14 protein-coding genes are annotated in these 14,693 nt (G+C 44.3%); 1 reads left to right on the top strand and 13 read right to left on the bottom strand.

Translation table 11 applies throughout. The features are described from left to right. Nucleotides 1-25 precede the first annotated feature (25 nt). From BV455_RS18090 to BV455_RS18040, 12 genes are all read right to left on the bottom strand, one after another. Nucleotides 26-874, bottom strand: a complete 849-nt coding sequence (locus BV455_RS18090) for a TIGR03943 family putative permease subunit (protein WP_061579233.1) — start codon at nt 872-874, stop codon at nt 26-28. 14 nt (nt 875-888) lie between these two features. Next, entirely contained in the window at nt 889-1,752 is an 864-nt protein-coding gene (locus BV455_RS18085) for a permease (RefSeq protein WP_061579234.1), read from the bottom strand. Between the two features lie 139 nt (nt 1,753-1,891). Further along, nucleotides 1,892-3,763: a PTS fructose transporter subunit IIABC gene (locus tag BV455_RS18080; protein WP_061579235.1), complete on the bottom strand. Its 1,872-nt coding sequence runs from the start codon at nt 3,761-3,763 to the stop codon at nt 1,892-1,894. Between the two features lie 29 nt (nt 3,764-3,792). Then, complete coding sequence (gene pfkB / locus BV455_RS18075; protein ID WP_042407830.1) at nt 3,793-4,704, bottom strand: 1-phosphofructokinase; 912 nt, start codon at nt 4,702-4,704, stop codon at nt 3,793-3,795. Beyond that, nucleotides 4,701-5,453, bottom strand: coding sequence for a DeoR/GlpR family DNA-binding transcription regulator (locus tag BV455_RS18070; protein WP_042407828.1), 753 nt, complete (start codon nt 5,451-5,453; stop codon nt 4,701-4,703). The genes pfkB and BV455_RS18070 overlap by 4 nt, the downstream gene beginning before the upstream one ends. A 191-nt stretch (nt 5,454-5,644) precedes the next feature. Next, nucleotides 5,645-7,465 (bottom strand): bifunctional diguanylate cyclase/phosphohydrolase, encoded by a 1,821-nt coding sequence (locus tag BV455_RS18065; protein ID WP_026078368.1) that lies wholly within the window; start codon nt 7,463-7,465, stop codon nt 5,645-5,647. Between the two features lie 413 nt (nt 7,466-7,878). Further along, complete coding sequence (locus BV455_RS18060) at nt 7,879-8,454, bottom strand: DUF5317 domain-containing protein (RefSeq protein ID WP_017434227.1); 576 nt, start codon at nt 8,452-8,454, stop codon at nt 7,879-7,881. 282 nt (nt 8,455-8,736) lie between these two features. Continuing rightward, entirely contained in the window at nt 8,737-9,582 is an 846-nt protein-coding gene (locus BV455_RS18055) for a Ger(x)C family spore germination protein (protein WP_245005298.1), read from the bottom strand. After that, nucleotides 9,561-9,818, bottom strand: coding sequence for a hypothetical protein (locus BV455_RS20515; protein WP_223845252.1), 258 nt, complete (start codon nt 9,816-9,818; stop codon nt 9,561-9,563). The genes BV455_RS18055 and BV455_RS20515 overlap by 22 nt, the downstream gene beginning before the upstream one ends. Nucleotides 9,819-9,973: 155 nt before the next feature. Continuing rightward, complete coding sequence (locus tag BV455_RS18050; protein ID WP_081162046.1) at nt 9,974-10,159, bottom strand: FeoB-associated Cys-rich membrane protein; 186 nt, start codon at nt 10,157-10,159, stop codon at nt 9,974-9,976. A gap of 18 nt (nt 10,160-10,177) precedes the next feature. Further along, entirely contained in the window at nt 10,178-12,178 is a 2,001-nt protein-coding gene (gene feoB / locus BV455_RS18045) for a ferrous iron transport protein B (RefSeq protein ID WP_218687520.1), read from the bottom strand. Nucleotides 12,179-12,181: 3 nt separating this feature from the next. Next, a complete protein-coding gene (locus BV455_RS18040) occupies nt 12,182-12,403 on the bottom strand; it encodes a FeoA family protein (protein ID WP_061579239.1) in 222 nt (73 codons plus the stop codon). A gap of 354 nt (nt 12,404-12,757) precedes the next feature. Here BV455_RS18040 and BV455_RS18035 point away from each other — a divergent pair, with 354 nt between their 5' ends. Then, nucleotides 12,758-13,717 (top strand): bile acid:sodium symporter family protein, encoded by a 960-nt coding sequence (locus BV455_RS18035; RefSeq protein ID WP_017434233.1) that lies wholly within the window; start codon nt 12,758-12,760, stop codon nt 13,715-13,717. A 30-nt stretch (nt 13,718-13,747) separates the two neighbouring features. On the opposite strand, the gene BV455_RS18030 is transcribed toward BV455_RS18035, so the two are convergent. Next, nucleotides 13,748-14,686 (bottom strand): endonuclease I family protein, encoded by a 939-nt coding sequence (locus tag BV455_RS18030; protein WP_218687519.1) that lies wholly within the window; start codon nt 14,684-14,686, stop codon nt 13,748-13,750. Nucleotides 14,687-14,693: the final 7 nt, after the last annotated feature.

Raw genomic sequence — 14,693 nt, 5'->3', positions numbered from 1 at the left:
AAGGAGCCTAGCCATCGGCTCCCTTTCACTGATTATATTGGCGAAATACGTACGGCTCCTTCGGCTCGCTGATCCGTTGCCATGATGTCACTTTCACATAAGGGATGTTCGTATGAAACGGCTGATAATAAACGGTGGAAAGCGTTCCTTTGACATGAATCCATTCATCATTTTTCAGCCGCGCCTGCTGTGGAAACTCGGTCAACAGCCCATATACCCCCGAATCGGCCACACAGTGAATAATGCCAAAGCGAAGCACAAAAACTTGATTGTCTTTCGTCGTTTCATCATGGTACACAAATCCATCAAACTCGATGTCCCGATCGTCAAACTGGCCCGGAAATTGATAAATCGTCTCCATCACATTTAAATAATTTTGGTCGTCTAGTGTTAAATGCGATGCTTTTCCGTATTTTTTCAATTCCTTTTGCATTAAATCATCATAATCATCTTTTCCGTAATAAATGCTGGTGTCAGGACGCAAAAATTGCCGCTGGACAAACGGGTCACCGCTGTCGGCCGCCAATTTGGGAATATGAAATCCTTTCGCTTTCACCATCTCTGAATCAAGCGTGGCAACAGGAAACAGCAGTGCCGATACAATTGGAAATATAAATACCATATAGTTAAGCACCCGTTTCCAACGCGCTTGTTCTTCATGGTGATGGTGACAGCACTCGTCATCATCGCAGTGAACGTGTTCTTCTTTCCGGCTTGCGAAAATAAACTGAACGATCGTCAACAAGGCAAAAACAAAGATGGCGCTAAAAGATAGATACGAATAGCGCATATTAATATATTTGCTTATTTCCCCTGTAATATATAAATGAAAGAATAAAAACGTAAATCCGAGCAAAATATACATGCGCAACATGCCATTTCACCCCCTTATATCAATAACGAACCGATAAATACTAATATCGTAATATACAAAATGAGCATCAATACAAAACGCGTTTTAAACGACTGCAACAACATCAGCGTGTTTTTTATATCCAACATTGGTCCGTATACGAGAAACGCGGCAAGCGCGCTAAACGGAAACGTATTTTGAAACGAGGAAGCGATAAACGCATCCGCTTCCGAGCACAATGACAAGACAAAGGCCAGCGCCATCATCACCAGCACGGAAGACGCTTTGCCATGACCAATCGCCAGCAGCGCCGACGTTTTTACATACGTTTGCATCGCTGAAGCGAAAAATGCGCCAATGATTAAATATTTTCCGGTCGTGAAAAACTCTTCGATCGTATGCTCTAGCGTCCCGATAATCTTTTCTTTCCATGATTTTGCCGCGATGCTCGGAGCCGGCGTCAAATGGCGCAATTGAGTCTCTTTATATTGGACAGCGATAACGAAACCGACGACAATGGCCACGATACAGGCAAAAATAGAGCGATATAATACCATCGTCCAGTTGCTTCCAAACGCAATATAGGTCGAAAACAAGACAACCGGATTAATGACCGGACCAGTTAACATGAACGGAATCGCGGCATACAGTGGCACGCCTTTGGCGACAAGCCGGCGCGTAATCGGCACAATCCCGCATTCGCAGGCAGGAAACAACGCACCGATCAGCGTCGAATAGATGATAGCCAGCACCTTATTTTTCGGCACCCATTTCTCTATCATTTCTTCCGTCACAAACATTTGAATGATGCCGGAAATGAACACGCCAAGCACAACAAATGGCAAAGATTCTATTAATATACTAATAAATATCGTATTCAGCTGGAGAAATGTCTTCATAGTTTTGTAAGCTCTCCTTTTTCATATTACAATCGTTTATTGTACCATGAAACATTCCTTCTTTCATGAAAGTTTGATAAAAATATTGTTTTTGTATAAAAAAATGGAGCGGCAACTAACCGCTCCGACTTCCCTTTCGTTATTCTTCCACTTCTTTCTTCCACAATCCAACCATCAGCGCTGTGACAAACGAGCCGATCAAAATCGCCAATACATATAGCCAAGCGCTGCCTTTTACGATCGGAATGACGAAAATTCCGCCATGCGGCGCCGGAAGACCAATATGAAACAACATCGTCAACGCTCCGGCTACCGCGGAACCGACAATAATAGACGGAATCACCCGCACCGGGTCAGCGGCCGCAAATGGAATCGCGCCTTCGGTAATAAAGGTCGCTCCCATGATGTAGCACGTTTTTCCCGCTTCCCGCTCCGCTTTTGTAAATTTCTTTTTAAAGAATGTCGTCGCCAGCGCGAGCCCTAGCGGCGGCACCATTCCGCCCGCCATAATCGCCGCATGCGGCGCATAGTTGCCGGCATCGATCATCGCGATGCCAAACGTAAACGCTGCCTTATTAATCGGACCGCCCATATCGACCGCCATCATGCCGCCAAGAATCGCACCGAGCAATACTAAATTCGCCGTTCCCATATGTTCGAGCCAATGTTTTAATCCTTCATTAATCGCCTTAACCGGATCAATAACGACATACATCATAATCATTCCCGTAATAAAAATGCCAAACAGCGGATAAAGCAAGACTGGTTTGATTCCTTCAAGCGGCTGCGGCAGACGGCTGAACAGCTTTTTCAAGCCAACGACTAAATAGCCCGCAAGAAATCCGGCAATTAATCCGCCTAAAAATCCTGCTCCGCCGTTAGCCGCCATAAAGCCGCCGACCATTCCCGGCGCGAACCCCGGACGATCGGCAATGCTCATCGCAATAAATCCCGCAAGCACCGGAATCATTAAGGCGAAAGCATTGCCGCCGCCGATATCCATCAGCGCCTTGGCGATTGGGTGGTACGACGGATCTTTCGGATCGAACGCCTTAATGCCAAAAATAAACGAAATTGCAATTAAAATCCCGCCGCCGACGACAAACGGAAGCATATTGGAAACGCCATTCATTAAATGTTTATAAAACCCGGTGCGCGGCTTTCCTTGCCCCGCCGTTTCTTTGGCGCCGCTTCCTAGGTAAATCGGCGCATCCTGGCGGAGAGCTTGTTCAATTAGTTCTTTCGGCTTGCGAATCGCCCGTGCCACAGGCACTTGGATAACATGTTTTCCGTTAAACCGCTCCATTTCGACCTGCTTGTCCGCCGCCACGATGACCGCCACCGCTTCTTCAATATCCCGTTTGGTCAATTCGTTTTTCACTCCGCTAGAGCCGTTCGTTTCCACTTTGATGTCTACGTTCATTTCGGCCGCTTGCGCTTTTAACGCATCGGCTGCCATATACGTGTGGGCAATACCCGTTGGACACGCAGTAACCGCAACGACTTTCGGGCGCTTTGCTGCCGAAGCAGCGGTCTTTTCCGCTTTCGTCTCTCCTTCTCCTTCTTTTTCGGCAATCAAGCGAAGCACTTCTTCTTCGTCTGAAGCGCTTTCAAGCTGTGCACGGAACGACGCATCCATCAGCATCGACGATAAGCGGGCAAGCGCCTCTAAATGGGTATTGTTCGCTCCTTCCGGCGCCGCGATCATAAAAAACAAGCAGCTCGGTTTTCCGTCTAATGCATCATAATCAATGCCGGCTTTCGAGCGGCCGAACGCTACAGCCGGGCGTTTTACTGCCGCCGTCTTGGCGTGCGGAATGGCAATGCCATCGCCGACGCCTGTCGTGCTTTGCGCTTCGCGCGCCCAAATCGCCTCTTTGAATGCTTGGGCATCCGCTAATACTTCTGCATCCTTTAATTTTGCGACAAGTTCGTCAATCACTTCTTCTTTTGTTTTCGCTTTAAGATGGAGAATAATCGTTTCCTTTGTGAGTAAATCGGTAATTTTCATCAAAATGATCCCCCTTTTTTCACATACCATTAGAAACGCATAACATTAACTTCATGTACCAGCTGTTCGACACGGTCTTTCGTGCATAAATCTTCGGAAAATGCCGTTGCACTTCCAGATGCGACGCTATAAGCAAACGCTTCTTCCAAACTTTTTCCGCTTGTATACGCGGCAAGAAATCCTGCTACCATCGAATCGCCCGCGCCCACGGAATTTTTCACTGTTCCTTGCGGCGCTTTAGCAAACAGCGTCACCGCGCGGTTAAAGTAGAATGCGCCATCGCCGGCCATTGATACGATCACGTTTTCTACGCCCATTTCGACAAGCCGGCGGCCGTAAGCGATGATTTCTTCTTTAGCCTGAAAGCTTGTCCCAAATAGCTCGGCTAATTCTTTATGATTTGGCTTGGCGAAAAACGGCTTGTGGGCAAGCAGCGCTTTTAATGCCGGCCCGCTTGTATCCACCACTACTTTTGCATTTCTTTTTTTTGCCTCATCGCAAATTTTCTCATAAACATCTGAAGACATAGAAGAGGGCACGCTTCCTGCCAAAACGATGATATCGTTTTCCGTCAGCGAGCGAATTTTTTCAAGAAGCTGCACCTCGTGTTCCGCCTCTACCGTCGGCCCTTGGCCGTTAATTTCCGTTTCTAGCCCCGCTTTTAATTTCACATTAATGCGCGTATTTCCCGGAATTTTCACGAAATCGCACACAATGTTTTCTTTGCCAAGCTCTTTTTCGATAAACTCGCCGGTAAAACCGCCGATAAACCCGAGTGCGGTGCTGTCGACACCGAGCCGTTTCAATACCCGCGACACGTTAATCCCTTTTCCGCCAGGGAATGTCAACGTTTTCACTGCGCGGTTTAATTCGCCCACGCGAAGTTCATCGACGTGTACCACATAATCGACAGATGGATTTAATGTACATGTGTAAATCATTTTGCCACAACCTCTACTGCTGTTTTTGCTTTATATAGTTCTTGCCACTCTTCATCCAACTGATCGGTGATCAATATTGCTTCATGCAAATCGGCAATTTTCGCAAACGCGCTTTCGTTCAGCTTCGAATGATCGGCAAGCACATACGCTTTTTGCGCCAGGCGCATCGCTGTATGCTTTACCATCGCCTCTTCCGGATCCGGCGTCGTATATCCGTATTCATAGTGAACCCCGTTGGCGCCGATAAAACATTTATCAAAGCTGTAGCTTTGCAATGACTGCAATGCGCCGCGGCCAATGAGCGCTTTCGTCTTCTTTTTCAACAAACCGCCAAGCAAATACGTCGCAATGTCATTTTCTAAAAGCAGCTCTAGATGCATCATCCCGTTTGTGACGACCACGATATCTTTGCCGCGCAAGTGCGGGATCATCTCGAGCGTCGTCGTGCCCGCATCTAAATAAATGCAATCCCCGTGCTCAACAAGGCTTGCCGCGTATTCGGCAATTCGTTTCTTTTCTTCGATATGTTTCGCCGATTTTTCCAACACGCTTAACTCTTCCCGTTTTTGGTGAGGCAACGTAGCACCGCCATGAATCCGCCGCAGCTTTTTCTCTTTTTCCAGCTGCGTTAAATCGCGGCGAATGGTGGACTCGGAAGAATGGGTCGCCTCAACCAGCTCTTGCAGCTTGACTACTTCTTTTCGCGCTAACAGATCCAATATAATGCGATGGCGTTCCTCTGTAAGCAATCACCTTACCTCCCATAAATGAATCAAATGGATTGTACTACTATCATAAGCGAAATTTGTCGAAAGATCAATCAAAATCAATCAAAAATAATCATTTTTAATCAAAAAAATTAATAAACGTTCAAAAACGATCAATTTATTACAAAAAAATAAAAAACACCTGCCAAACTGGCAAGTGTACAAAAAAATTCTTAACTTGGCGCCTGCCTCTGTAAACGCGGCAAATAATTCGTTTGAACAAACTCGGTAAACATTTTCGCATACAAAGGATCAAACTGCGTTCCAGCGCACCGCTCGATCTCTGCGATCGCTTCTTCAAACGTTTTCGTGCACTGATACGGCCGTTCTGTCGTCATCGCATCGAACGAATCAATAATAGTTAAAATACGAGCAAGTTTGGGAATTTCCTGACCTTTCAGTCCGTATGGATATCCTTTTCCATCATAGCGTTCATGATGAAGCTCGACAAGCGGAATTAAATCATCAAATTGTTTTTCCGCAGCAATAATTTCTTTTCCCCATGTGACATGCTTTTTTACAATTTCCCACTCATGCGAAGTCAATTTTTCTTCTTTATTCAAAATATCACGTGGCACTTCGATTTTTCCAATATCGTGAATAAGCGCGCCTAAAATTAGCGTCTGCTTTTCATGATCCGTTAAATCAAGCTGCTTGCTGAATTCGAGCGCATATTTGAAGACGCGTTTGCTATGGCGATATGTATAAACGTCCTTAGATAAAAAAAACTTTATTTGCTGCTCCAGCGTGTCTAAATCTTGTTTAAACCTTATTTCATCAAGACAGATGTTGTGCTCATTGTAGATTTGCACATTGTTTTTCCCTTGCGCTTTTGCATAATAAAGCGCTTGGTCCGCTTTATGAATCAACTCACCGCTGTCATACATTCCTTTTTCCATTTCCGCAATCCCGCAGGAAAAAGAAAGACAACGGTAAGGAATATGCTCCACCCCAGGAAAATATGTGTCATTAACTTGTTTGCGCAGCCGATCTAAAAAAACATGCGCCTCTTCCTTCGTCGTATTCGGCATTAAAAGCGCAAACTCTTCACCGCCGTAACGAGCAACGATAAAATTTGTATCCTCTGTCGCTTTTTTCAGCAAATCACCGAAAAACTCAAGCAGCTTGTCTCCTTGAAGATGGCCGTTGCGGTCGTTATATTTTTTAAAATCGTCTAAATCTAATAAAGCAAGAGTAAACGAATGTTTTAATTTTTTTGCATCATAAAATTGTTCCTTTAACATTTCTTTAAAGAATCCGTGATTGTACAGTCCTGTTAAATGATCTTTATTTGCACGATTAGATATTTGTTGATATAAATGTAGAAACTTACTAAATGCAATGGATAATAATACAACTAAAATAGTAAACAAAAATGTACCAAAATATGTTTCCTTCTGTAATAAAATAGACAAGTCAAGAGAAAGAATTAGAGTTATGCAGTACGTCATTGCAACTTCCTTAAAAAGTCCAAAGTTCAATACTCCCTTAAATATTTTTGAGGAAACAATGAAATAGGATGATAATAGAAAAATGTTTAATAAAAAATATATTAACAATGCAAATACATAAGGAAAAATATCATAAATATCTATTGTGCCGATTTTCCCACCAATAGCCAAGAATGTATAATAAGAACCTATAATCATCAAGCTGTACATTGAAAAGTTGAACAAGTGCTTCCATAATTCTATTCTACTTTTATATAAAGCATATATAAAGCTAGCTAAAAGCAAAATAATTAAAGTTATACGTAATCCAAACGTAAAAAGACATGCTAAATAAATGGCTGAATCCATCGAGATGGAGTTTCCTTCTGGGGGCAAATATACTAGAAAATGATTGACTAATAAAACCGATGATGTCAATACATAAATCAAAACCCAATCCTCTAAGGATGCTGCCGGAAACTCTGCATGTAACAAATAAACGGCTATCCCTAGACATGTTATAAACCAAATATATAATTTAGTATATATGGAATGTCTGTACATATTTTATCACTCTCAACTCATTAATAGCAAAACAGGAGAAGTAATTTATAAAATTACTTCTCCTCCTATTTCACACCAATTTCATCCCAGATGTCAATGCAATAATGACAGAACCAATAATAAAAAGATTAATAAGTACTTGTTTTACTTTTACACTCATGCTTTTTGCCTAGTTACTAAAATCTATAAAAATCGATTCATCGCGATGGAACTAGGAAACACCGCTTGCCGCTCGGATTCTCACCGAGTTCCATCAGGAAGGGAATCCCCTTGTCATTCACCTACTGTGAAAGACACCCCGTGGCTCGCTGTCAGCGACGGCATCTGTCGTGCACCATTCCTTCCATCGGTCAGTACACGACAACGATTTTAGCAACCAGGTCTACACCTCCTTATAATATAATTATTATAATTTATCTACTCGCAGGAGCGGCAGATGTGTTTTTGCCTGGTGCACTAAGCATTAGATGCTGAATAAAGAAAAACGCTCCTACGTTCATAACGACATCGCCAATGCTGATCACTTGTCGGCGCGGGTATGGCGGGGATAATGGGATAATATCGCCTAAAAACGGCAATAATGTATCAGATGTAATCGCCTGATGTTTGCCGTATACTCCCGCTCTTAATGCGTCGATGTATTCACGGCCAAGAAATTGCGCCGCTTCGATCGATACCGGCATCCGTCCCCCATTGAGCGCCATTACGATAAAGTTTAATAGCACTCCGGCAAAAATAACAATAAATCCAGGCTGGTTCCGGTTAAGCCAGAGAAAAAAGAGGCCAACCACATATACAAGAAGAAACAAGGCGTTGCTGAGTTTGCCAATGATTGCCACTTTATCCTGCAAGATAAAAATAACGAACTGCACTGCCAACAATATTGGAAACAACCAGCCGCCACGCAGCTTCATATTGGCGAGGCCTTTAAAACTTCCCCCGCGAAAAAAGCCGACTAGCAGCGATAATAAAATTCCATCATATACCATGATGTGTTCTCCTATCATTTTCATTAGACAGAATATTTCATCTTTTCGAAACTATTCTGTCTATTCCCATTATTATCGATTCTTTTTGACAATGTAAATAGGACTTTCTTCCTAATTTAAAACAAAATTTCTCAATTCCTCCTAAAATTCACGGTTGTTGCCCATCATTTTTAGACAATAATCAACAAAAAATGGGGGCAACGAAAGCTTTCGCATGCGAAATGCCCTAACGTTGCCCTGGCGGCTCTGTAAAAATTCACTCAATGCCACAGTTTCTATTCATCACTTCACATTCTCTTTTTGAAACGATTCCGTAATCGTCCCTGTGCGCTGCAATTTGGTGTGGACGTGAACATTCACCTTTGTGTCCGGGAAGAGATCGCTCCAGTGATGTTTCACTTGTGCCCAGCCTTTTGGATCCGACCGATGAATCGCATTCCCGAATCCGAAAATATCGCTGCGAAACTCCTTCGCTTTTTCCACTGCCATGTCGATCTGTTTCTTACTTTGTTTGTTCAGCATGCGTTTTAATTTTGTAAAAGTAGATAGGTTCATTAAGTCTATATCGCATTCTACCTCGCCGATGTTCGCTTCCGATTCAATATATATATCGACTATCGGCCTGCCATTCTTTACTTTCCCCTTTATTTTGGCATCGGTTCGCAGCACTTCGATCGCCATATTGCCTTGATGCTCCGGACAAGCGATATTACCGACCGTGTCTTTGACCCGTCCCGTCGCGTAATTATATCCTTTTGTTTCTGAGCTGTTCAGCCAGCCGACAAGCTTATCGTCGCGAAATACCGCAGTGCCGTCCAATTTCAAGCGTACTGGTGTATCCACTTTTTTTAAATTTTCTTCCATGCTCATTCCCTGCTCTTTTCTTCCCGTTACCTTAATTCCGGTAATAACAGGGTCTTGTCCATCACTGACAATCTCTGTAATTAAATCATCAATTTCCTTTACGACGGTAGCAGCGAAGCTCTTCTCCGACGTTTCCAGCGATAAAAACATGGCGTTGGCCGGAATGTTTTCTTGCGGGTCTAACGTTTTTAAAACATTTCCCGCACTCGTCCCCCGGGCAATTAAAATATAAAAATCAGCCCTCATTTCGTGATCGCGCGACAAAAAATCAAGCGGTTTCCGTAACCCTTCTTTTGCAACACTCTCGCCAAAGACAATACAAGCCCATCCGTATAAATGATGCTTAGCTGACGTCCCCCATCTTTTTTGCCTCGGATGGTCCGCAATACGATATCAGAGCTTTCCCCGATTGTACGCTGGATAGAGAGAATATTTTCGTTCATGTAAATCGACAGCGGCTGTTCATATACTGCTTTTTGCCGTTTAAGCCACCTCTTCATTATCCATCTCATCATCCTCATTACTCGAACCCCCGATTTGCACGGACGTACGATTACACTTTTACCATTCCCCAAACTTTGCCACGTTATGTCCATTTTACAAATTTACAAAATCACAGACTATTGAAGTAGGATAAAAAAAACGGGATTCCCTGTCACGATAGGGAACCCCGTTTTCCACCAACGGCTTCTTCAAGATTTTTTGCCGAACACGATCCATGGCAATTGTCAGATAGAGAGCAGCTAGCACACATTCCTTTGGAACTTTTTTTCATATGGCGAACGAGCGTCCATCCGGCATAGGCAAAAATGGATCCGCCAATTAAAATACTTGCAATCATGTTTTTTCTTCCCTCCCATCAGTATCCGAACAGCTTCCCGCCTTCGTAAATGAGAAATGAAATGGTATACGCAACCGCTAACGCACAGCCAATGGAAATCAACGTCCATTTTCTTGAACCCGCTTCTTTGCGGATCGTCGCCACCGTTGCTAGACATGGGATATAAAGGAGCACAAACACCATAAAGCTAAGCGCTGATAGCGGCGTAAAGTGTTGCGTGATTGCCCCTTGCAACAAGTCCATATCTTTTGCATGATAAATAATATTCATCGTCGAAACCACGACTTCTTTTGCTAAAAATCCCGTTATCAGCGACGCACCGGCTTGCCATGTTCCAAAGCCGAGCGGCGCCAAAATTGGCGCGAGCACACCGCCTATTACCGCAAGAAAACTGTCAGCCATGGAAACGCCAATTCCTTTTGGTCCAACATACGTCAACAACCAAATCGCAACCGATCCGCCGAAAATAAACGTACCAGCTTTTCGCACGAATCCTTTTCCTTTGTCCCACGTGCTCCGCCACAATGTCAACGCTTGCGGCATCCGATACGGCGGCAGTTCGATCACAAAAACGGAGCTTTCATTCTTTAATAATGTAGAGGAAAACAGCTTCGCCAAGCTTAGCGCAACGACAATGCCCAGCACGTATAGCGAAAACACGACGAGCGCTTGATTTTTCACGAAAAAGGTACCAGCAAATAACGCATATACCGGAAGACGAGCCGAGCAAGACATAAACGGCAGCAACAAAATCGTCAACAGCCGCTCTTTTGGCTGCTCAATCGTTCGTGCGGCCATGACGCCGGGAACGTTGCAGCCAAAGCCGATAATCATCGGAATAAACGCTTTTCCGTTTAAGCCAATCGCCTCCATAAACCGATCCATAACCATGGCGACGCGCGCCATATATCCGGAGTCCTCCAACAACGAGATGAAAAAGAAGAGAATGAAAATTTGCGGCACAAAGACAAGCACGCCGCCAACCCCGGAGACGATTCCATCCAATACGAGCGCTTGAATGAACGGCGATGCTCCTACAAGCGTCAACAGCTTAGAAAGCCACTCCGTTAACGGACCGGAAAAAAACTGATCCAGCAAATCAGCAAGCGGCGAACCAAGCCAATCAAACGTTAACATAAACATGATATACATAAATGTGAGAAATATCGGCAAGCCCAAATATTTATTAGTGACGACAGCATCGATTTTCTCTGTTAATGTAAGCGGCTTTTGCTGAAATATAACCGTTGACGTTTCGATGGCATGCACAATCCATTTGTCGCGCGCGTCATAAATATGTTCAGCTAAAGGACGGCCGAGCGCTTGCTGTGCCTCATCACGAACCGCTATAAGCGGGGCGATGTCCATATACGTTTGCAAATAAGCGTGAATACGCTCATTTCCTTCTAAAAACTGAAGCGCAAGCCAGCGCTTTGATGCCAGCAAATCGTCAGGCAGCTGCTCGCTGATTTTTTGCACGGCTGCTTCCACATCTTGGCCGTAATCGATCGCGACATGCTCCCGCTCCCCACTTTGTTCGGACAAAGACAAAATCGTGCGAACAAGCTCTTTCGTTCCTTTTCCAGTGCGGGCAATCACCGGAACGACAGGAGCGCCAATACATCGCGACAGTTTTTCCGCATCGACTTTGACGCCACGCTTTTCCGCTACGTCCACCATATTTAACGCAACAATCAACGGCTTGCCAAACTCCAAAAGCTGCACGGTTAAATGCAAATTCCGCCGCAGCTGGGAAGCATCGACAATGTTGACAATCGCAGAACAAGGTTCCGTTAATAAAAAGTCGGTCGCTACCCCTTCATCACGGGAAAGCGGCTGCAGCGAATAGATTCCCGGAAGGTCAACGATGGGAACACCGTGCTGCCGCAGTATGCCAACCTTTTTTTCTACCGTTACTCCGCTCCAGTTTCCAACATATTCATAGGAGCCTGTCAAATTATTAAACAATGAAGTTTTTCCCGTATTAGGATTACCGAATAACGCAATATATGATGACATCGATTATCTCACTCCAATGCAAGCAGCTTCTTTACGCCGCAGACAAATGTATTGTCCATCGACCTCTACCATGACAGGCCCTCCAAACGGCATTACACATTTCACGCAAATTTTTTCGCCTTCATGCATCCCCATATGAAGAAGACGTTGTTTCACTACTTCATTGGTTATTGCCAGATTTGTAATAACGGCCTTTTGCCCTTGTCGAAGATCAGTCAAAACCACCTTTTCCGTCCCCCAGTCAACAATGATTCTTTTTTTCAATTAGCAATATGTCAACGTGTGAAAATTTATAAAGTGGTGTTTGGCATTTTCCTAATTTAAATAAGAATGGTTTTCATCATAGAACAATAATGATTATTTTTCTCAATTAATATAATACCACAATTTACGATTGTGAAAGTGATTTTTTTCACACTTTTTCTATCGTCACAATAAATTCACAAATACCATGCGTTGGGTGTATCTGTCTAGAGGAAGGAGCAGGCTAATTACAAATCTAAAATCTGTATAGTTGAACTTTTCAGAATAATATATATAATACTTTGTATATATTCACTAACTAAAGGAGGAAAAACAATGAAGGCATTGGAGAAATTTAGCAACTTTGTTGGAAACACCTTTGCTGTCTGGGTGCTTTTATTTGCCGCTCTTGCTTTTTATAATCCAAACGCTTTTACGTGGATCGCTCCATACATAGTCCCGCTGCTTGGCATTGTCATGTTTGGCATGGGCCTTACCTTATCGGTCAATGACTTTAAAGAAATATTCAAGCGCCCGACAGAGGTGCTAATCGGTGTAGTCGCCCAATTTCTCATTATGCCGCTTGTTGCTTTTTTGCTTGCTCATTATTTGCCGGTCTCGAGGGAAGTCGCTCTTGGCATTATTCTCGTTGGCTGCTGTCCTGGCGGAACAGCGTCTAACGTGATGACCTATTTGGCCAAAGGAGATACCGCGCTGTCGGTCGCCGTGACATCCGCTTCTACGATACTGGCACCGATCGTGACGCCGTCGCTGATTTTGCTGCTTGCCGGAAAATGGCTCTCCGTTTCTGCTGCATCGCTGTTTTGGTCGATTGTAGAAGTCGTCCTAATTCCGATTATTTTAGGGTTGATTGCGCAAGCTCTTTTCCAAAAACAAGTGAAAGCGTGCATCCCAGTTCTGCCGCTCGTTTCTGTCATCGCGATTGTCGCCATTGTCGCGGCCGTCGTCGGACAAAACCAGCAGGCGATTGCCAAAAGCGGGCTTGCCATTTTCTTCATCGTCGTTGTTCATAACGGGCTTGGATTATTGCTTGGCTACTGGTTTGCCAAACTATTCCGCTTATCGGTACCGAAACAAAAAGCGATTTCCATCGAAGTCGGCATGCAAAATTCCGGGCTTGGTGCCGCGCTCGCAACCGCTCATTTTTCGCCGCTCGCTGCTGTTCCAAGCGCCATTTTCAGCGTCTGGCACAACATTTCCGGACCAATTGTTGCAACCTATTTCCGCAAAAAAAGTGAGAAGGAAAAAGTGGATCAACCCACAATTTCTGCATAAAAAACGGGTCCCCGGCGGGGAGCCCGTTTTTTATGGAGCTAAGTTTAACGGAAACGCAATTCGTTCCGCAAGCTCCGGAATATCAATAAATGGGTTGCGATTTCCTTGAATGAAAAAAATAGCGCTATTACGGTGCCTCTCATAAATGGTTGCTGGAAATTGCCGATGCCAGCGAATCAGAAGCGGAACGTCGATTTTACTCCGAAACGCTTTGGCGATAGTGTGCGGATAGCGCAGCAAAAAATAGAGCATCGCCCGCGCCACCGTTCCCTTTCCGTATTCCGGTTCGAAATAGCCGTTTTGTACGACGCCGCAGCGGTTCTGAATCTTCTCTTTTGGTGATTCCGGATTATAAAACGGAAAATCAGCGTACGGAAAATTCGAACGCAGCGTATTGCATTCGGGCTGACAAACAAAGAGGTGATGCAAATCCCCTTTCATCGGCTCTCTTGCGCCAAACCATGACTGCGGCACGACATGCTCGGCGTTAAACTTCCATTGCTGTTCAATCTTTTTCACCCGATACTTTTCCTCTTTCTTCCATTCTCTTGTTCTTTTCAACAATTGTCGGAACGCATCATAGCGTTTTTTCATCGTTTCATAATCTTGAAGAATTAATGTCTTTGGATCTTTCTTCTCTCCTGAATAAATGCTTCTGACCGTTCCATCCGGCTGCAAATCGACCCATGTATATAAATATTCATCCTTGCTGAAAAAATAAGGAAGCCGCCGCTTATGCGTGCGCGAAACGAGTTCATGATATTTCACAAACAGCGTAAGTCCATCCCCCTCCAACGGTACACGCCGGTAATACCGATGCATCGCTCGGATATCTTCCTGTTCATCGTAATACACATCCATTTGTGCTTCGATATGCTTAAGATGCTCTTGCAAGACGTCTAATTGCTCCTGTGGATCATTCCCCTGGCATTGCTGCAATTCTTCTAGTTGCTTCTGTACTTCTTCCATTCGTTTC

The organism is Parageobacillus caldoxylosilyticus (assembly GCF_019272935.1).
GTDB lineage: Bacteria > Bacillota > Bacilli > Bacillales > Anoxybacillaceae > Saccharococcus > Saccharococcus caldoxylosilyticus.
The sequence above is the reverse complement of the archived record's forward strand: the minus strand, read 5'-3'. Positions and strand labels throughout refer to the sequence as shown.

What these genes read in the sequence shown, in the direction of transcription:
- BV455_RS18030 (WP_218687519.1), bottom strand. Translation starts at nt 14,686, where the DNA reads ATGGAAGAAGTACAGAAGCAACTAGAAGAATTGCAGCAATGCCAGGGG.
- BV455_RS18080 (WP_061579235.1), bottom strand. Translation starts at nt 3,763, where the DNA reads ATGAAAATTACCGATTTACTCACAAAGGAAACGATTATTCTCCATCTT.
- BV455_RS18060 (WP_017434227.1), bottom strand. Translation starts at nt 8,454, where the DNA reads ATGGTATATGATGGAATTTTATTATCGCTGCTAGTCGGCTTTTTTCGC.
- BV455_RS18035 (WP_017434233.1), top strand. Translation starts at nt 12,758, where the DNA reads ATGAAGGCATTGGAGAAATTTAGCAACTTTGTTGGAAACACCTTTGCT.
- BV455_RS20515 (WP_223845252.1), bottom strand. Translation starts at nt 9,818, where the DNA reads ATGAAGAGGTGGCTTAAACGGCAAAAAGCAGTATATGAACAGCCGCTG.
- BV455_RS18090 (WP_061579233.1), bottom strand. Translation starts at nt 874, where the DNA reads ATGTTGCGCATGTATATTTTGCTCGGATTTACGTTTTTATTCTTTCAT.
- BV455_RS18065 (WP_026078368.1), bottom strand. Translation starts at nt 7,465, where the DNA reads ATGTACAGACATTCCATATATACTAAATTATATATTTGGTTTATAACA.
- pfkB (WP_042407830.1), bottom strand. Translation starts at nt 4,704, where the DNA reads ATGATTTACACATGTACATTAAATCCATCTGTCGATTATGTGGTACAC.
- BV455_RS18050 (WP_081162046.1), bottom strand. Translation starts at nt 10,159, where the DNA reads ATGATTGCAAGTATTTTAATTGGCGGATCCATTTTTGCCTATGCCGGA.
- BV455_RS18085 (WP_061579234.1), bottom strand. Translation starts at nt 1,752, where the DNA reads ATGAAGACATTTCTCCAGCTGAATACGATATTTATTAGTATATTAATA.
- feoB (WP_218687520.1), bottom strand. Translation starts at nt 12,178, where the DNA reads ATGTCATCATATATTGCGTTATTCGGTAATCCTAATACGGGAAAAACT.